The organism is Sphingobacterium daejeonense (assembly GCF_901472535.1).
GTDB classification, from domain to species: Bacteria; Bacteroidota; Bacteroidia; order Sphingobacteriales; family Sphingobacteriaceae; genus Sphingobacterium; species Sphingobacterium daejeonense.
This window is the reverse complement of the sequence record NZ_LR590470.1, coordinates 3,898,798-3,917,295: the sequence shown is the minus strand read 5'-3', so window position 1 is coordinate 3,917,295 and position 18,498 is coordinate 3,898,798. Positions and strand designations below refer to the sequence as shown.

The following is an 18,498-nucleotide window of genomic DNA, read 5'->3' as shown; positions in this document are numbered from 1 at the left end:
CCTGTAGCAGAAAAAATACCACATAATCGAATAATCCACGGAGATACAGTTTCGGATCCCTATTATTGGATGATTGACTATTTCAAAAAAAGGTCCTGACTCTTCAAAGGTTGTAAATTATTTGACTGCTGAAAACAAGTATACGGAGGAGATGATGAAAGATACGGAGGGTTTTCAGGATATACTTTTTAAGGAGATGAAAGGGAGGATCAAAGAAACTGATGAGAGCGTTCCTTATCTTAAAAATGGGTATTATTATTATCAACGGACGGAAGAAGGCAAGCAATATTACAAGTTGTGCAGAAAGAAGGGCAGTTTGGAGGCTGCTGAGGAAGTTTTGTTGGATGTAGACAAGATGGCTGAAGGGTTTGCATATTTTGCTTTAGGAGGCGCATCTGTTAGTCCGGACAACAAATTGCTGGCCTATGCAGTGGATACCGTTTCCAGGAGAGAGTATGTTATTCAAATAAAGAATCTGGAGACAGGCGAATTATTGCCTGACCGTATTATTCGGACTTCAGGATCTGCGGTTTGGGCTGCGGATAACAAGACTATTTTCTATACTGCTAAAAATCCAGTAACCCTTTTAAGTGAAAAGATTAAACGCCATACCTTAGGAACAAGTTCTGATTCTGATGCAGTTGTTTATGATGAAAAAGACAATACCAATTATATTGGTGTGTCTAAATCAAAGAATGATAAATACATTTTTATTTATTCAGGCGGTACCTTGAGCTCGGAGACCCGATATATCAAATCTGATGATCCGAATGCTGAATTCAAGGTTTTTCAGCCGAGGATGAAAGATGTTCTGTATGATGTCACACCTTTGGAGGATAAATTCTTGATCGTAACGAACGATAATGCAAAAAACTTCAAAGTTATGGAGACTTCATTGGAAAACACGGGTAAGAAAATTGGAAGAGTTTATTCCCCACCGTGCAGATGTTTTGGTAGAAGGGATTGACGAATTTGCGAATTACTTGCAATTTCGGAACGGAAAAAATGGTTTGACTCAATTGGCAATTCGTGATCTTAAGGATAATAGTCAGCATTATTTAGATTTTGGTGAAGCTGCATACACGGTTTATCCTAGTACCAATGCAGAGTATCATACGGATATATTAAGGTATGGTTATACTTCTATGGTTACACCTTCTTCTACTTATGATTATAATATGAAGACCAAGGATAAGACCTTGATGAAGCAGCAGAGGTTTTGGGAGATATGACCAAAAGAATTATGTTACTGAACGAGTGATGGCGAAAGTAGGAGATGGCGTTGAAGTTCCAATTTCTATAGTTTATAAAAAAGGCACTAAAAAAGATGGTAGTGCGCCATTATTATTATATGCTTATGGATCTTATGGTAATTCGATGAATCCAAGTTTCAGTTCTACCCGACTTTTCACTATTGGACCGAGTTTTATTTATGCACTTGCGCATATCAGAGGTGGAGAGGAAATGGGTAGACAATGGTATGAAGATGGGAAGATGATGAAGAAAAAAAATACCTTTACTGATTTTTATAGATTGCGGTAAATTCTTGATTGACCAGAAATTTACATCCAAAGAGCATTTATATGCTCAAGGAGGTAGTGCGGGAGGCTTATTGATGGGTGCCGTAATCAACATGGCTCCAGAAATTTGGAACGGTGTAATTGCGCAAGTTCCATTTGTGGATGTTGTGAATACGATGTTGGATGAATCTATTCCATTGACGACAAACGAATATGATGAATGGGGCAATCCTAATAATAAGGAGGCCTATGATTATATGAAGTCATATTCTCCCTATGAAAACATTGAGGCTAAGGAATATCCGAATTTATTGGTTACCACGGGTCTTCACGACAGTCAAGTTCAATATTTTGAGCCTGCGAAATGGGTTGCAAAGTTGCGGGCTACGAAGAAAGGAAGTCATGTGATTTTATTGAAAACAGATATGGAGTATGGTCATGGCGGTGCATCTGGAAGGTTTGATTATTTAAAGGATGTTGCTTTAAGCTATGCGTTTTTATTTAAACTGGAAGGAATAACGAAATAGTTTATAGGTAAAGATTACTTAGGCAATTTTTATAAAAAATAAATGGGGGCTGTTCGAAATAATTGAACGGCCCCATTTCTTATTATGCTGAAGATTTTATTTAATTCTGTTTTAAGCTATCAGCTTTATTTTCTGCTTCGATTTCACGAGCATCAATTTGATGTTGTTTGTAGTTTTCCATTGCGATTTTACTAGCACGTTGAGAAACTACAAGGCCAAATATGGCAACTACCGTTACGACAATTATTCCCCACATATATTTCTTTTTGTCTTGTTTCACTAACCAGTACATAAAGAGGATATATGGGATGACAAATATTGCGTAAAAAAAGACACTAGGACCTACCATGATTTTATTATTTGGTGCAAAACTAAGGATTTATTTAATAAATGTGATTAGGTATGGTTGTTAGAATAAAAAACTTACAAAACAATGAATGATTTTAAACGTTTCAATAATTGGAAAGTCTGATTGAAAGGTTTTCAAAGAAGGTAGGGGCAATTTATTTTTTAAATAAAAAAACTACTTTGATATTGCATAAAAGAAAAAAATAATTGTTTACTTTTGCGCAGTCTGATCATTAAGTTTAACGGGACATAAGAAAATGTATTGTAACAAGTTATATATGAATTCTTTGACACAAGCTAATAAAAAGCTTAGTCGTGAGATTTATTGTTCTTTACGTACTTTCAATTGTCCTATTCTTCGATTCCGACGACCTATTCTGCCTCGAGCTTGATTCTGAGGCAGGCAAACTTCCCATTTTGTTGTTCATCAAGCTCGATGAGTGATATTCAAATTAGATTAGATAGTTCAAATACTTTTGTATTTTATTTTTTAGGTCGACATTATTAAATGACACTTTCAGATTTTTTAATTATTCCTGCAACGGCAAATCATATTGTATATGCTGAGGAAATCTGTAATGAAATGTTTGAGTCTGCGAAGGCTCGAGGAACTGGTATTGCACGTAGGAAGCCTGAATACGTAGCCCGTAAGATGGAGGAGGGCAAGGCTGTTATTGCTTTGCATAAGGATGGTACCTGGGGCTGGTTTCTGTTATATAGAAACGTGGAGTCATGGAGACTATGTTGCGAATTCGGGTCTTATTGTAAATCCTGTATTCCGGAAAGTTGGTTTGGCGAAGGCGATCAAGAAAAGAGTTTTTGAACTGTCAAGGGAGAAATATCCGAATTCCAAAATTTTTGGATTGACAACAGGATTAGCTGTTATGAAGATCAATTCTGACTTAGGATATGAGCCTGTTACTTATTCTGAATTGACTCAGGATGAGGAGTTTTGGAAGGGTTGCCAATCCTGTGTTAATTACGATATTTTGATGTCAAAGGATCGCAAGAACTGTATGTGTACAGCGATGCTTTGGGATCCTGTAGAAAAGGAGAGAGAGTTGAAGGAGAAAATCCTACGCAAAGCGGAGGCTAAAGAGCGTTTGGATCGGATTTCAAAGAAGCAATCTTTATTAAAGAGGATAGAAGCTAAGCTTTGGAAATCGACTAAAAAATTGTTGCTGCGGTCATTCCGGTTGGCGCAAGACCTGTAAAAGGTTTTTTAAATTGTTATTTTTGTTATCATAAGCATATTAATCGTTATAAAATGAAAAAAGTAGTTTTAGCATTTAGTGGTGGATTAGATACTTCATTTTGTTGTATTTATCTATCTCGTGACTTAGGATTAGAGGTTCACTCAGTAATTGTGAATACTGGTGGATTTTCTGATGAAGAATTAAAGAATATTGAAAAAAGAGCCTATGAATTAGGTGTTAAGTCGCATACCACTATTGATGAAACTGAAGATTATTACCAAGATACTATTAAGTATTTAATTTTTGGTAATGTGTTAAAGAATGCTACCTATCCTTTGTCAGTTTCAGCGGAGCGTGTTTCACAGGCTACTGCCATTGCAAACTATGCTAAGAAGATCGGTGCAGAATGTGTAGCACATGGTTCAACAGGTGCTGGAAATGATCAAGTTCGTTTTGACATGATTTTCCAAACGTTGATTCCAGGCGTTGAGATCATTACTCCAATTCGTGACCTACAATTGTCACGTGAGGATGAGATTGAATATTTGAATAAACATGGTGTTGAGTATTCTGCAGAAAAGGCTAAATACTCGATTAATAAAGGTCTTTGGGGTACTTCTGTTGGGGGAGCCGAAACATTGACTTCTAACCAATACTTACCAGAGTCTGCGTGGCCTACGCCATTGACTTCGACGAAACCTCAAACTATTACCATTGATTTTGAAAAGGGACAACCTGTTGCATTGAATGGTGAGAAAATTGGTCCTGTCAAGGTTATTCAGGAGTTACAAGCTATTGCACAACCTTATGGAATTGGGCGCGATATTCACGTAGGAGATACTATTATTGGTATCAAAGGTCGTGTGGGGTTTTGAGGCTGCTGGTCCAATAATTTTGATCAAAGCACACCACACGTTGGAAAAACATACCTTGACCAAGTGGCAATTATCGTGGAAGGACCAGTTATCTGCATTCTACGGAAACTATATGCACGAAGGTCAGATGCACGATCCTGTAATGCGAGATATGGAGGCTTTTTTACAGAGCTCTCAAGAGACTGTGACTGGTCGTGTGATTGTTGAATTGCATCCACACCGTTTTGTGATTATTGGTGTTGAATCAGATCATGATTTGATGTCAAACAAATTTGGCAGCTACGGTGAGATGAATAAAGGCTATACTGTTGATGATGTAAAAGGTTTTCTCGAAAATCTTCGTTAACCAAACTATTATCTGGCATAAAGTAAATAAGAAAGACTAATTGTCTTTTTATATAAAAATGTTCTTTTTGCAAACCAAGGTAGCCATGCTAGGTACCTTGGTTTTTTGTTATATTCTATCAAATAAATACAATGGAAAAAATTAAAGTTGGAATTGTTGGATCTGCAGGTTATACTGGTGGGGAATTATTAAGAGTATTAATCTATCATCCTAATGTAGATATAATTTTCGCTAATAGTGCTTCTAATGCTGGTAATAAGCTTTCTGATGTTCACAATGATTTATTTGGTGATACCGATTTAACTTTTTCTTCGGACTTTCATTCGGATATCGATGTTCTGTTTTTATGTGTTGGTCATGGGGATGCGCGCAAGTTTTTAGATGCGAATTCTATTGATCCTTCGGTAAAGATTATTGATCTTTCCCAAGATTACAGGTTGAAGTCGAACGTTTCCTATCAAGGTAAGAATTTTATCTATGGTCTTCCTGAATTGAATAAGGAAGCTATTAAAACTGCACAATACATTGCGAATCCGGGCTGTTTTGCTACGAACATCCAATTGGCTTTATTGCCATTAGCAAGTAAAGGTTTGTTGCCTGATCAGATTCATGTGAATGCTACGACCGGTTCTACAGGAGCAGGGCAAAAGCCAAGTGCCACCACTCATTTTTCGTGGCGTAATAATAACTTGTCAGCCTATAAATCTTTTGACCACCAACACCTCCAGGAGATCTCTGAATCATTGAATCAATTGCAAGAGGGGTTTCTACCATCGGGTGATGGTTCGTTGATCGAAAGGGCTGCGGAACGTATTAATTTTATTCCTCAAAGAGGGGATTTCGCGAGAGGTATTTTTTCTGCTATATATGTGGAAACTGACCTGACTGAAGAACAAGCATATGAGTTGTATAAATCTTATTATGCAGCACATCCTTTCACTCATGTTTCAAGAGCTAATATTGATTTGAAGCAAGTAGTGAATACAAATAAAAGTATTATGCACCTAGAAAAGCACGGAAATAAATTGTTGATTCTAAATGCAACGGATAATTTGTTGAAAGGTGCTTCGGGGCAAGCTGTTCAAAATATGAACTTGATGTTTGGTTTGGATGAAAAGGCAGGTTTGGGGGTTGAAGTCGGTGGGGATGTAGAGTAGACATTAGACATAAGACATTAGACAATAGACTTTTGGTAAAGTTTAGAGATGGCCTTTGGCCCTTTTTGTTTTTAACAATATTACACATTATACAACTTCAGGGGGTAGCTATTATTGAAAGCAAAATTCTACACCATAAAACCGCAGAGGGGTGGCACAATTATAGAAATGGAAATGCGACGTCTACCAACCCTGTAGGGGTGGCACTATTACATAGACCAAAATTCCACACATAAAACCCCAGAGGGGTGTAACTATTATAGAGACCAAAATTCCACACCATAAAACCCCAGAGGGGTGTAACTATTATAGAGACCAAAATTCCACACCATAAAACCCCAGAGGGGTGTAACTATAAATTTATTTTTAATAAAGAATCCATCTAAAAGACATAATTTTTTAACAAACATGCCACACCTACGGCGTTGGTTTTTGAGGTGATTTTTAAATCTATAGATATGTCATGCCGATAGCATTTAAGAGATATTTCATGCCTCCGGCATTTAACCCCGATGGGGTTTGTGGGGATTATGGTCTATGTAATAGTGTCACCCCTAGCGGGGTTCTGTTTTTTGGTGTAACATTTTTCTATAATAGTTGCACCCCTAGCGGGGTTACATGGATTGAAATTATTGATGGGGTTACATGGATTGAAAATAATTGATGGGATTACATGGAATGAAAATAATTGATGGGGTAACATGGAGGCAATAATTCGTAGGATTATTTTGGGTAAGGGTTATAGGGCTAAAGATGGGATTAGTTATTGGGGCAATAAAAAAGGCGGAATGAAAATTCCGCCTTTTTTATTGTGATTTTAAAAGAGTTTTAGTTCTCTAGTAAATTAACTTTTCTTTCAACTGATACGTTGTCACCAGTTACAGCGTTTCCGTCTTTGTCTACAAGTGTTAATTTCACTGTAGCTTCACCAAGAGGAAGGTTAAGTACTTCGTAAGGCACCCATTGGTCTAGAATGAATTCTTGACCGTTGATGTTTGCTTTTACTTTGTATGAATCAGCACCTAAAGTTGCGTTTGATACGAAGAAGTCTAACAATAAAGTTTTTGTTTCATCGCCTTTGTAGTCACCTTTTGGTCTACTGTAGAAGATTGATGGTTCCGTAGGAGCTGGAAGCTCAGTGATTTTTCCATCACCTTCAACTTTGAACTTGATTAATTTTGAAGCATCTGCTGTTTTCAGTGACTCGTGGAAAGAACGAGAAAGGAAAGACATCAAGTAATGCTCAGAATTAACTGGTACGGTGAAAGTATGCTCTGGTTTGTATAGCGCTACATAAGGAGTGTTATCCAAGATAAAGTGGATATGCTGTCCATCATGAGAGTTTGCCATATGGTGAGTATGTTCAGTTTGTTCAGTTAATTTGAAGTTCTGAACGTCATATTTTACCGTGATTTTAGCTGAGTCAGTTCCAAGTTTTTCTGAAGTTATAGAAGATACTTTCAGAGTTGCACCTGGGAAGTCCTTGGCATGAGAAAGTGGGTTTACTGCGATTGCACCAACAGAATCTGCTAATGCAGTTGAATCTTTCACTTCACCTTCTTGATTTTTAGTGGGGGTATTGCAAGAAGCAAGTACCGCTGTTGCAGCTAATACTGCTAATGCTGATTTGATTGTTCTCATCTTTTAATTAATATTTAGTCGAAATATGTTAATACTTAAACAAATATAAGCCTTAATTGTTTGATTTTTATTGAAAAACGATATCTAAGGCTTCTTTTATCGCATTTAATGTTATTTTAAGGTCTTCAGGAGTATGAGCAGCGGAAATAAATCCTACTTCATATCCGGATGGGCCAAAATAAATTCCTCTATTCAACAATTCTCTATGCATTACTTTGTATTTGTCCATTGATGCTGGATCGATTTCATCCGCTCTTTGGATTTTTTCTTTCGTTGTAAATGCAAACCAGAAAATGGATCCAATTGTGGTCAATGTTACCTCGTAACCTTTTTCTTGAATGTATGAACGTAATTCTTGAACAAACTGTTGAGTTGTTTGTTCTATTTTTTCGTAAAAACCTGGTTGTGCTAAGATTTGTAATGCTGCGATTCCTGCTGCCATTGCCACTGGGTTTCCTGACAATGTTCCTGCTTGGTATACTGCACCATCAGGGGAAATGCAAGCCATTAATTCTTTTGAGGCACCGTAGGCACCTACAGGCATGCCGCCACCAATAATCTTTCCATAAGTTAAGATATCAGGTTGGATATCGTAATATTTTGAAGCACCTTCAAATCCCAGTCTAAAGCCTGTTATGACTTCGTCCATGATCAGTAGAGCTCCATTTTGCTTGGTGATGTCTCTAAGGAAATGTATGTAATCTTTATCTTGAATTAGAAGGCCATTATTTGCAGGGACTCCTTCGATAATTACTGCAGCAATTTGATCTTTAAAATCTGCGAACACTTTTTCGAGTGCTTCTTTATCATTTAAAGCGATGACTATTGTTTCATCAGCAAATGCTTTAGGTACACCTGCGGATGATGTTTCACCGAAAGTTACCAATCCTGATCCTGCTTTTACTAGTAGTGAATCAGAGTGTCCATGATAGCATCCTTCGAATTTTACAATCTTATCTCTTTTTGTATATCCTCTTGCCAATCGAATTGCTGACATGACAGCTTCTGTTCCTGAGCTTACGAATCGAATTTTTTCAATTTTTTTGTTGTTTTTCAGGATTAATTCTGCCAATTCATTTTCCAAGGCAGTTGGAGCTCCAAAGCTTAATCCTTTTTCCAATTGATCTTGAACTGCTTGTCGAATTTCTGGGGTATTATGTCCCAAAATCAATGGGCCCCAAGAACAGCAATAATCAATAAATTCATTTCCATCAGCATCCCAAAGGTGAGCTTTATCGCCACGTTCAATAAATAAAGGAGTTCCATATACTGATTTGAATGCACGAACAGGGGAGTTTACACCGCCAGGGAAATATTCCTTAGCTTTCTCAAATAACTTCGCTGACTTCTCACGTGAAATATCCGAAGTAGATGTTGTCATAGTCTTTAAAATTTGTGTTTATACAAAAGTAGTATAATTATAGACATAAGACATAAGACACAAGACATAAGAATTGGAAAGGGGGAAATTTATTGCATATTGTGTAATTATAGACATTAGACATAAGACACAAGACATAAGAATTGGAATGGGGGAGAATTTTATTTCATATTATAGACATAAGACATAAGACACAAGACATAAGAATTGGAATGGGGGAGAATTTTATTTCATATTATAGACATAAGACATAAGACACAAGACATAAGAATTGGAAAGGGGGAATTTTATTGCATAATTATAGACATAAGACATAAGACACAAGACATAAGAATTGGAAAGGGGGAAATTTATTTCAGAACAATCAAGATAACAAGCGTTAAGAATTGTGCAAATAGCGGAACATTCAATTTGTCTAATGTCTAATGTCTGGTGTCTATTGTCTACAAAAAAAGCCGGGCTTCTTTTGAAAGCCCGGCTTTTTTTGTGTTTAATTTTATTTTCCTTCTTCTAGTACTTTAGTTACTAGTTCAGCAGCTTCTTTTAAAAGGATTGCTGAGTAAACTTTAAGTCCTGAATTGTCGATTAATTCTTTAGCTTCTTTAGCGTTAGTACCTTGTAGGCGTACGATAATTGGCACTGGGATGTTTCCGATTTCGTTGTATGCATCGATTACACCTTGCGCAACACGGTCACAACGAACGATACCACCGAAGATATTGATTAAGATAGCTTTAACGTTAGGGTCTTTTAAGATGATGTTGAAACCAGCTTTTACAGTTTCCGCATTAGCAGTACCACCTACGTCTAGGAAGTTTGCAGGTTCACCACCAGCGATTTTAATGATGTCCATAGTTGCCATTGCAAGCCCGGCACCATTCACCATACATCCTACGTTTCCATCTAGTTTCACATAGTTCAAGTTGAATTCGCCTGCTTCTACTTCAGTAGGGTCTTCTTCAGTAATATCGCGTAAAGCAGCGATTTCTGGGTGACGGTAAAGTGCGTTCTCATCTAAGTTAACTTTAGCGTCTACGGCAAGAATTTTGTCGTCAGAAGTTTTTAATACTGGGTTAATTTCAAACATAGAAGCATCGATAGAATCGTAAGCTTTGTAAAGCGCTGCTACGAATTTCACCATGTCTTTGTGAGCTGCACCAGACAGTCCTAAGTTGAAAGCAATTTTACGAGCTTGGAAACCTTGAAGACCTACTTTAGGGTCGATTTCTTCTTTGAAAATTAAGTGTGGAGTTTTTTCTGCAACTTCTTCGATATCCATACCACCTTCTGTAGAGTACATAATGATGTTACGACCAGTAGCACGGTCTAATAATACGGACATATAGAATTCTTTGGTTTCGCTATCACCTGGATAATATACATCCTGCGCGATTAAAACCTTGTTAACTTTTTTACCTTCTGGACCAGTTTGTGGAGTTACTAGTTGCATTCCGATGATGTCCGTAGAGCGTTGCAATACTTCGTCATGGTTTTTAGCTAATTTTACACACCACCTTTACCACGGCCACCCGCATGGATTGTGCTTTTACCACAACCCAATCCGAGTTGAATTCTTCTTTCATTCTCTTAGCAGCTTCAACAGCCTGCTCTGGGGTTTCAGCAACAATACCTTCTTGTACTCTTACTCCGAAACTCTTAAGTATTTCTTTTCCTTGATATTCGTGAATGTTCATTGATAAAAAAATTTGCAGTAAAAATAGCGTATTTATTCGGAAGGGACAAGTTATTATTACGATAAAATTGAGTCTCCGTGTTCGTCATCATATTTATAATCTCAGGTATGGGATTGGATGTTTTTGTTTTTTATTATTTTCGCAATATGATATTGAAAGCAAATAATGTTTTTAAGTCCTATGGAGACCTTGAAATCTTAAAAGGAGTTAGTATTTCAGTTAAAAAGGGTGAGATTGTATCTATCGTTGGTGCTTCTGGTGCTGGTAAAAGTACGCTACTTCATATCATCGGTACTTTGGATAAGCCTGATAAAGGTACGGTTTTGATAGAGGGAGAGGATGTTTTTGCGTTGAATGAAAAGCAACTTAGTGATTTCAGGAACAGACATATTGGATTTGTCTTTCAATTTCATCATTTATTGCCTGAGTTTACAGCCTTGGAGAATGTTTGTATTCCAGGGTTTATCGCAGGACAGGACAAGAAATCTGTTGAGAAGCGCGCTTTGGATTTACTTGATATTTTAGGGTTTCACATCGGGCCAATCATAAGCCATCCGCGATGTCTGGTGGTGAACAACAACGTGTTTCGGTAGCTCGAGCACTGATCAACAATCCGACTTTGATTTTGGCGGATGAGCCATCAGGTAACCTTGACTCTGAAAATGCTACTGCGCTGCATCAGTTGTTTTTCGACCTGCGCGAGAAGATGCAACAAACATTTATCATAGTTACTCACAACGAAGAGTTGGCAAGAATATCTGACCGTACTATTCATATGCGAGACGGCTTAATCTATTAATATGCAAAAGCTTTTAATAACCTTTGGTACCAGACCTTTGGCGCAGAGGATTTCCAAAATGCTCCAGGACAAATTTGAGATTCTTTTTTCTACTTCTGAGGAAGTGCCTAGTTTTTTGGCTTCCAATTATCTTAAGATTCCGACAGGAGTAAATCCTACCTATGCCCATGAGATATTGAAGTTGAGTCTAGACAGGCAGGTTGATCTTGTTTTACCTTTAGGTCTTTCGGAAATTCAAACTATTTCAGAAGCAAAGATTTTATTTGAAGAATATGGGATTCAATTGCTCTGTCCCGATAGAGAAACCTTAGAAGAGGTCTTTGTCTTGGAAAATCCGAATTCATCTGTTGAGCTTTCCTTATTCCTTCATGGAAAAAGCTTGAATAATTCAAATGATTTTGATGGTGGTATTAGTGGATTGTATGCTGTTTCAGATGAAGGCGATGATGTAGCTTTATGTACGATTTAATATGATTGATATTTCTAAAATTCCATTAGATAAGAAACTTTATTTATTCGAAGTTGATGATGTCCTAATTCCTAAGAAGGACTATCTGTTACAAATCTATTATTTGTTTGCTCAATTTGTTGAGTTTACTGAAGGTAAGACAATGGCTACAGATATGGTTTCTTTTATGAAGGATGTTTATCTTGAGAAGGGTGAGGATGCGGTTTATGAAATGACTTCTGAGCGGTTCAGTTTTAGCAATGATTATAAGGAGAATTTTGAGCGTTTGATGGTAAATGGGCATCTTCCACTAAAGCTTTACCTTTTCAACGAAATAAAATTATTGTTTGCATCTATTTTGGAAAGAGGTTCTTCAATTGCGATTTTAACAAAAGGCAACCCTGCTTTGCAATTGAATAAAGTAAAACATATTGACTGGCAAGGATTTGATAAGAATGTTAAAATCTATTTTATCGATGAGTTAAGTTTTCGAAATATTGAGCCATTTAGCTATATTGCTTCAGAAAATCAAATAACCGAGAGTGATTTGATTTTCATTCAAGACAACTAGCTAAATTATGATGAAAAGATTTATTGTTTTTGCCTTTCTTGCTACACTTATCTTTTGTGTAGGCTGTAAAAAAGATTCTGTAAAACCAGAAGAAGATGATGGTCGCGACCCTGATAAAGAGATTTTGTTGAGGGATTCCACGTATTTTTATTCTCTTTTATTTTCGCTTTGGGAGGAGAAATTGCCTCAACCAAAAGTAGGTACTGATGGTAAGGCAGATCTTAAAGCTTTTACGGGTTCCTTTCAGACTTCCGAGGAAGTATTTGCGGCCTTAAGAAAAGATGCACCTGATGACCGTTTTAGTTTTGTGGATCGCGCAGGAACAGTGAGTGAAGAAATACAGCAAGGGGTTTATAAGGAAACTGGTATTACCCCGATCTATATTTCTGTTACTGATCAGAACAATAACACTGAAACGAATCTTTACGTTAAGGTAGTTCAGAAGGGTTCACCAGCAGAGAAAGCTGGTTTAATTCGTGGGATGAAGATTTTAAGTATCAATGGTGATTCCAAGATTGACTACGATACCGACGAGAAACAAGATTTCAAGAACTTTTATAAAGTTATGACTGGAGAGGGTGCTCTTGAATTAGTTGTTCAGGCAGCTGGAGAAACTGGCACTAAAAAAATAACAGTATCGGCAGCAGCATACAATATCGATCCAATATTGATCAAAAAAATCTTTACTGTCAATCGCAAAAAAGTGGGATATCTATTTTACACCTCATTTGTCAATGTTTTCAGTAATTCTAAACCGAATGCTTATTATAATGCGATGTTGGATGCTTTCAAAGAGTTTGAAACGGCAAACATCGATGAATTAGTTGTAGACTTAAGGTACAATGGTGGTGGTTCTACGAGTTCAGCGGAGTTTATGGCAAATTTAATTGCGCCTGTTGCAGCAGGGAAAGGAAAGATGTATGACTATAAGGTAAATAAAAACCTTGCTGAGGCTGGTTGGAATGATAATTCGAATCCTGAAGCGCCTTTTCAATCTGTGAACTTCAACAAGACCAATAGCTTGAATTTACCGAGAGTTTATTTCTTGGGTACGACTAGTACGGCATCCGCGAGTGAATTGGTGATCAATGTTCTGAAACCTTATATGACTGTAGAACTAATTACGACTAATGGAAGAGGAACATACGGTAAACCTGTTGGCTTTTTTGGATGGCCAACTGTCAATGGGTATGCTGATTTATATATTACTTCTTTCCAAATGAACAATAAGGATGGTTATGGTGATTATTTCAGTGGATTGACTGGTCAGAAGAAAGATGCTAGAGATGGTTTCTTGACTCAACTGGGTGATGAAAGTGAGAGTTTGCTTGCTGCAGCATTGGACCATATTGCTACAGGTTCATATTCTGCAAGGGCTTCTGCACGGAGATCAAAAACAGGTTTAGATGTTATTCAAACGCCACAACAACCTGAGATGAAATCTTACAGAAACAACATGTACAAGTTTTCTAAAGATAAGATGCCATCATTGCCCATTAAGGATTAATCTTTTTGTTCAAATTTGAGTCAATTATTGGAATCAAATTTGTATAATTCGAGATTACTTAATAATTCAGATGAAAAACATATTACTGGGAAAGATTATAATCCTTGCAACCGTTATATTATTTGTTGGTTGTAAAAAGGACCTTAAAGATATAGACCCACCACCGAGACCCGGTGGTGATGGAACTAGGACTGCTGCCCAACAAGTTTTGGACAGTGTATATTCCAAATACAAGTATTTGTCTTATTGGGAATCATCCATTGAGGTGGCTAATCCAATTTCGACCTTGACAGATAAATATGATGATGCAGATGCGTTATTGGGATATTTAATGAGTCAGACTCCACAAAAGACAAATTATATCTATCATCCAAGCTATAATGGTCCATTAGATAGGTTTTCATGGATTGAGGATTTGAGTTCAGGCTCTGATGCTTCATCACGTGCAGATGTGACGGATGGTTATGGTCTTTATATGGCCTTTGATGGGGATAGGCAGGATAGCTTATTTGTGATGTTTGTTGAGGGTGGTTCACCTGGTGAAAGAGCTGGCATAAAAAGAGGGGATAGGGTATTGGAGATGGAAGGTGATAAAAACATGGTTTATGCTAATCAATCGAAAGTGGATGAATACATCGAAAGAAAAACCCTAAATATTACTGTCCAAAGTATAAATGGTACAAAGAAAACTCATAACCTTAATTATGATACCTACGACATTCAACCCTTTATGTTAGGAAAGGTTTTCACTGATAATAGCACTAAAGTAGGTTATATTGCATTGTCATCCTTTGAAGAGCTTAGGTCTGGTGGTTCGGACTCCAAGATGAAAAAAGGAATTGATTCTACATTCACGGTTTTTGGAGCTCAACAGGTAAAGAAGCTTATTGTAGATTTACGCTATAATGGTGGTGGTTATGTAAGTTCAGCGATCTATCTATTGAATAAAATCATCAACAGCAGTGGTGATAAAAAAGTCATGTTCAAATATGATGTTAATAAAAACTTGGAGAGAGAGCGGAATGAGGGTAGTACAGAATTTGTTGATGAGATCTTTGCAAGGGATAATAATGGTCTAGAAGTTACCGATGTTGTTTTTCTAGTAAGTGACTATACCGCCTCTGCGAGTGAGATCGTTATCTCAGCTTTAATGCCATATATGAAAGTTCAGTTGGTAGGATATGAGAAATCGACCTATGGCAAGCCTGTTGGTTTCTTTAGGGAGGATATTTCCGATGATGTTGGTCTATGGGCTGCCTCATTTAAGATCATCAATGCGCAAGGTTTTACGGATTATTGGGATGGTATTACCGCTAATTTCCAGGCTAACGACAATATTCATAAGCTACTTGGAGACCCTTCAGAAGATATGACACAAAAAGGACTTTCGTTGTTGGGTGCATCAAATGCGAGGGCATCTGCGAGGGTTACGTCAAGCGTAAAAACAAATCGGAGTCAGATTCGGGAATTGAATAAAATCCCTCGCCGCAATATGATAAAGGATTAATAAATCATTTTATAATTATTAACTTTGATGCATGGCAGGCAATAAACCCACGACTATCAAGGAAATCGCAAGGAAGCTTAAAATTTCCCCTTCTACTGTTTCACGAGCATTGAATGACCATCCAAGCATTGGTTTGGTTACGACGATGCGTGTTAAGAAAATGGCGGAGGAGATGGCTTATGAGCCTAACCAAAACTGCCATATTTTTTAAACAGCGGAAGACATTTACAATTGGGGTAATCTTGCCAAAATTATCTGAGCCATTTTTCTCGGAAGCAATTTCAGCTATTGAAAATGTGGCTGAAGAGAGAAAATATACGGTTCTATTGGGTCAATCCCTGGATGACGAAAATAGGGAGCTGAATATTATCCAAACTTTTAAAAAACATCGTGTTGATGGTATCTTAATTTCTATGAGCAAGAATACTGGCGACACGGACTTCTTAGATATCCTTGCCAAAACAGAAATTCCTATTGTGTTTTTTGATTGTGTGCCGGATATGCCCAATGTGCATAAAGTTTACAGTGATCTAGCGTCAGGAATGATAGAAGCGATTGATGCTTTTGTGGATCGTGGTCATCAAAAGATAGCCTTGATCAATGGTCCTGAATCTCTATTGGCTTCGAAGGAAAGAGCTGAGGCTTTTAAAGTAGCTATGGACAAAAATGGGATAGAATATGATGCTAGTTATGTTGTGAATACTGATTTAACAGAAGCAGGGAATGAAGAAGCCATGGAAAAGATTTGCACTTTGGTAGACCGTCCTTCAGCATTAATTTCATTCAATGATTTTGTGACTTTGGATTTAATTCGTTATGCGAAACAACGTGGCATTATTCTAAATCAAGATATGTTTTTTATCAGTTATGCCAATTATCCTTTGTGGAAGTATATGGATAATCCGCCAATGGGTAGTATCGAACAATATCCAGAAAAACAAGCACATAAAGCTGCTGAAATATTGTTCGATATTATAGATAAGAAAGAATATACCGATACTGCACAAGAAGTGGTATATCCCTCAAAATTAGTCCTTAAATAATTTTAATTGATTTGAAGGCTATAGGTAATTTCAATTCCACCATTAGCCAACATATCATGCACTGAGCAATATTTCTTTACGGCCAATTCAGCTGCTCTTTCTGCTTTTGCAGGATCGATTTCACCTTTTAATTTAAAAGCTATATGAATCTTAGTGAAGATATTTGGGATCTCTTCACGACGTTCTCCCTGTACCTCTACATCAATATCTTGTATATCCTGGCGTTGCTTTTGCAAGATTGTAGTTAAGTCGAATACACTGCAGGAACCCAATGCCATCAATACCAATTCCATAGGTCTCACACCCTTTCCTTCGCCACCAATGGATTCAGGTCCATCAATATTCACCTTTACTGAAGACAACTCGCTAGATGCTTCAAAATGTACTCCTTGATTCTGTCTTTTTAAATGAACTTTCATGTTTTTTGATTTATGGTGTAAAGGTAGGGAATAGATGTGAGATGTGAGATGTGAAAATTGGATGTGAGATGTGAGATATGAGATTTGAGATTTGAGATAGAAAGTGGGATAGGCAGGCTTTCAAATTTCTCATATCCCATATCTCACATCTCATATCTAAAAACTAAAAAACCCTCTTTTCGGGAGGGTTTTTTAGTTTTTTCACTAATTCGGAAACTTAACTCCTCGGTATTGACTGACGTCAATTTTTCCGATTTTTGGAGTTGTATTTAGCGTTTATAGCGTCGATAAATACGTTAGCTACGATTGCATTTCCCATAGGGGTTAGGTGGACGCCATCTAGTGAGAAGGCATTACCAGTTATAAATGCTGCTGAGATATGTACACCATTATAGTTGTATCCTGATTTTACTTTGTTTAAGAACGTATATACGTCAGCTACAGCTAGGTCATTTGCTCCAGCAATTGCTTTGATTTTTTCGTTAAAAGCTTTTACTCTGTTCGATACTTCTACCACTTCATCTTTGTCCAATACATAGTTATCGGCAATTGGATTCAAAGGATGGATACCGTATGGAATTCCAGCCTCATTTGGTTTTCCCAATAAAGCTGTTGGGAAAGTCAACATAAATAAATCAGTTTCTGTTGCTATTCTTGGTCCTTTTTTCGTTGCGATATATACATTTTTTGCTTGACCTTCAGTAGCAGCTTCAACGGCAGCATTTAAGCGAGCTGTTGTTAGGGTATTTAACACTGGGATGGCCGTAACATCAGGGATTGTTGCAACCACACCTTTAGCTCCAGTTCCAACAAGTGCTTTCACAAATGCATTATACGCAAATTCGAATGTTGGAAGATCTAATAATTTTTTAGTTGCATCTTCAGTTGCGGCAGCACCATTTGTAGCATAACCAAGCACATCGTTATTTCCTAACCAAAAGGTAAAGAAGGTGTGTTCGTGACTTGCGGCATATTCTACATATTTCATTGTTGCTGGTGTTCCTTCAGGTAAAAGGCGTTCGAAATATGGGTTTCCCATAACTGTTCCGACACCAGGAGCCATAGACATATCTAGGCGCATTCCAGGTACACCTAAGTTTTGGATAGGATCTGTGTATTTGGTGTACAATGGTTTTCCATCAGGATTTAGTCCTCTTACGGCTAATTTATCTGTAACAGGTTCCATCACTGGGTTGCCATTTGTATCAAATCCACCGAATTTAATGTAACCAGAGCCATTTTCTTGGTCTTGGCTAAAGAATGGGGGAAGTAAATTCTCCACCACCAACTTCTTTTAACTGTTCAGCGATTAAATTTGGGAATGCTACTTTTTGCCCTTCAAGATATAGTCCATTATCTGCATATCCAGAAGTCAAGGAGTTTCCTACTGCGATAAATTTTGAGAAGTCGGCAGTACCTTTACTTGGTTCAAATTCATCCAATGAGGGAGCACATGAGCTTGCAAGTCCTATTAATGCAAGTCCAATATATAGTTTGAAATTCTTTTTCATTGTTTTCA

Annotated in this window: 15 protein-coding genes and 5 pseudogenes; 13 read left to right on the top strand and 7 right to left on the bottom strand. The window is 37.3% G+C overall.

From position 1 onward, the window contains the following. Positions 1-151: 151 nt before the first annotated feature. The 3 genes and pseudogenes from FGL31_RS26700 (at position 152) to FGL31_RS26690 (ending at position 2,047) form a co-directional block, all read left to right on the top strand. Positions 152-1,232 (top strand): annotated as a pseudogene (locus FGL31_RS26700) (S9 family peptidase). Between the two features lie 28 nt (positions 1,233-1,260). Beyond that, positions 1,261-1,542, top strand: a complete 282-nt coding sequence (locus tag FGL31_RS26695; protein ID WP_232046968.1) for a prolyl oligopeptidase family serine peptidase — start codon at positions 1,261-1,263, stop codon at positions 1,540-1,542. 4 nt (positions 1,543-1,546) lie between these two features. Then, complete coding sequence (locus FGL31_RS26690; protein WP_232046967.1) at positions 1,547-2,047, top strand: prolyl oligopeptidase family serine peptidase; 501 nt, start codon at positions 1,547-1,549, stop codon at positions 2,045-2,047. A gap of 100 nt (positions 2,048-2,147) precedes the next feature. On the opposite strand, the gene FGL31_RS18725 is transcribed toward FGL31_RS26690, so the two are convergent. After that, positions 2,148-2,339, bottom strand: coding sequence for a hypothetical protein (locus FGL31_RS18725; protein ID WP_232046966.1), 192 nt, complete (start codon positions 2,337-2,339; stop codon positions 2,148-2,150). Positions 2,340-2,903: 564 nt separating this feature from the next. Between FGL31_RS18725 and FGL31_RS18720 the strand changes: the two are divergent. The 3 genes and pseudogenes from FGL31_RS18720 (at position 2,904) to argC (ending at position 5,969) form a co-directional block, all read left to right on the top strand. Continuing rightward, positions 2,904-3,609, top strand: a pseudogene (locus FGL31_RS18720) (GNAT family N-acetyltransferase). Positions 3,610-3,662: 53 nt separating this feature from the next. Beyond that, a pseudogene (gene argG / locus FGL31_RS18715) lies at positions 3,663-4,852 on the top strand (argininosuccinate synthase). Positions 4,853-4,943: 91 nt separating this feature from the next. After that, on the top strand, positions 4,944-5,969 hold the full coding sequence (argC, locus tag FGL31_RS18710; protein ID WP_138093724.1) for an N-acetyl-gamma-glutamyl-phosphate reductase: 1,026 nt from the start codon (positions 4,944-4,946) through the stop codon (positions 5,967-5,969). Positions 5,970-6,797: 828 nt separating this feature from the next. Here argC and FGL31_RS18705 read toward each other — a convergent pair. From FGL31_RS18705 to sucC, 3 genes and pseudogenes are all read right to left on the bottom strand, one after another. After that, the gene (locus FGL31_RS18705; protein WP_138093722.1) at positions 6,798-7,610 is read right to left on the bottom strand and encodes a hypothetical protein; all 813 of its coding nucleotides are present in this window, start codon (positions 7,608-7,610) and stop codon (positions 6,798-6,800) included. A gap of 67 nt (positions 7,611-7,677) precedes the next feature. Further along, entirely contained in the window at positions 7,678-8,991 is a 1,314-nt protein-coding gene (gene hemL, locus FGL31_RS18700; protein ID WP_138093720.1) for a glutamate-1-semialdehyde 2,1-aminomutase, read from the bottom strand. Between the two features lie 496 nt (positions 8,992-9,487). Continuing rightward, positions 9,488-10,685 (bottom strand): annotated as a pseudogene (gene sucC / locus FGL31_RS18695) (ADP-forming succinate--CoA ligase subunit beta). A gap of 149 nt (positions 10,686-10,834) precedes the next feature. Between sucC and FGL31_RS18690 the strand changes: the two are divergent. From FGL31_RS18690 to FGL31_RS18665, 7 genes and pseudogenes are all read left to right on the top strand, one after another. Next, positions 10,835-11,484: pseudogene (locus tag FGL31_RS18690) on the top strand (ABC transporter ATP-binding protein). Between the two features lies 1 nt (position 11,485). Next, entirely contained in the window at positions 11,486-11,953 is a 468-nt protein-coding gene (locus tag FGL31_RS18685; protein WP_138093718.1) for an ATP-grasp domain-containing protein, read from the top strand. A gap of 1 nt (position 11,954) precedes the next feature. Next, positions 11,955-12,503, top strand: coding sequence for an HAD family hydrolase (locus FGL31_RS18680; protein WP_138093716.1), 549 nt, complete (start codon positions 11,955-11,957; stop codon positions 12,501-12,503). A gap of 7 nt (positions 12,504-12,510) precedes the next feature. Beyond that, the gene (locus tag FGL31_RS18675; RefSeq protein ID WP_138093713.1) at positions 12,511-14,010 is read left to right on the top strand and encodes a S41 family peptidase; all 1,500 of its coding nucleotides are present in this window, start codon (positions 12,511-12,513) and stop codon (positions 14,008-14,010) included. Between the two features lie 70 nt (positions 14,011-14,080). Next, positions 14,081-15,517, top strand: coding sequence for a S41 family peptidase (locus tag FGL31_RS18670; RefSeq protein WP_138093710.1), 1,437 nt, complete (start codon positions 14,081-14,083; stop codon positions 15,515-15,517). Between the two features lie 31 nt (positions 15,518-15,548). Beyond that, a complete protein-coding gene (locus FGL31_RS26685; protein ID WP_232046965.1) occupies positions 15,549-15,728 on the top strand; it encodes a LacI family DNA-binding transcriptional regulator in 180 nt (59 codons plus the stop codon). A gap of 31 nt (positions 15,729-15,759) precedes the next feature. Then, positions 15,760-16,560 (top strand): substrate-binding domain-containing protein, encoded by an 801-nt coding sequence (locus tag FGL31_RS18665; protein ID WP_232046964.1) that lies wholly within the window; start codon positions 15,760-15,762, stop codon positions 16,558-16,560. Positions 16,561-16,562: 2 nt separating this feature from the next. Here the strand turns inward: FGL31_RS18665 and FGL31_RS18660 are convergent, their stop codons facing one another. From FGL31_RS18660 to FGL31_RS26680, 3 genes are all read right to left on the bottom strand, one after another. Continuing rightward, complete coding sequence (locus FGL31_RS18660) at positions 16,563-16,979, bottom strand: OsmC family protein (protein ID WP_099369973.1); 417 nt, start codon at positions 16,977-16,979, stop codon at positions 16,563-16,565. A 241-nt stretch (positions 16,980-17,220) separates the two neighbouring features. Then, on the bottom strand, positions 17,221-18,264 hold the full coding sequence (locus FGL31_RS18655) for an SGNH/GDSL hydrolase family protein (protein WP_232046963.1): 1,044 nt from the start codon (positions 18,262-18,264) through the stop codon (positions 17,221-17,223). Next, positions 18,233-18,490: a hypothetical protein gene (locus FGL31_RS26680; protein ID WP_232046962.1), complete on the bottom strand. Its 258-nt coding sequence runs from the start codon at positions 18,488-18,490 to the stop codon at positions 18,233-18,235. The genes FGL31_RS18655 and FGL31_RS26680 overlap by 32 nt, the downstream gene beginning before the upstream one ends. Positions 18,491-18,498 lie beyond the last annotated feature (8 nt).

Coding starts and splice junctions, on each gene's coding strand:
- FGL31_RS18670 (WP_138093710.1), top strand. CDS start 14,081: ATGAAAAACATATTACTGGGAAAGATTATAATCCTTGCAACCGTTATA.
- FGL31_RS26685 (WP_232046965.1), top strand. CDS start 15,549: ATGGCAGGCAATAAACCCACGACTATCAAGGAAATCGCAAGGAAGCTT.
- FGL31_RS26680 (WP_232046962.1), bottom strand. CDS start 18,490: ATGAAAAAGAATTTCAAACTATATATTGGACTTGCATTAATAGGACTT.
- FGL31_RS18675 (WP_138093713.1), top strand. CDS start 12,511: ATGATGAAAAGATTTATTGTTTTTGCCTTTCTTGCTACACTTATCTTT.
- FGL31_RS18680 (WP_138093716.1), top strand. CDS start 11,955: ATGATTGATATTTCTAAAATTCCATTAGATAAGAAACTTTATTTATTC.
- FGL31_RS26695 (WP_232046968.1), top strand. CDS start 1,261: ATGGCGAAAGTAGGAGATGGCGTTGAAGTTCCAATTTCTATAGTTTAT.
- FGL31_RS18660 (WP_099369973.1), bottom strand. CDS start 16,979: ATGAAAGTTCATTTAAAAAGACAGAATCAAGGAGTACATTTTGAAGCA.
- hemL (WP_138093720.1), bottom strand. CDS start 8,991: ATGACAACATCTACTTCGGATATTTCACGTGAGAAGTCAGCGAAGTTA.
- FGL31_RS18705 (WP_138093722.1), bottom strand. CDS start 7,610: ATGAGAACAATCAAATCAGCATTAGCAGTATTAGCTGCAACAGCGGTA.
- FGL31_RS18725 (WP_232046966.1), bottom strand. CDS start 2,339: ATGTACTGGTTAGTGAAACAAGACAAAAAGAAATATATGTGGGGAATA.
- argC (WP_138093724.1), top strand. CDS start 4,944: ATGGAAAAAATTAAAGTTGGAATTGTTGGATCTGCAGGTTATACTGGT.
- FGL31_RS18685 (WP_138093718.1), top strand. CDS start 11,486: ATGCAAAAGCTTTTAATAACCTTTGGTACCAGACCTTTGGCGCAGAGG.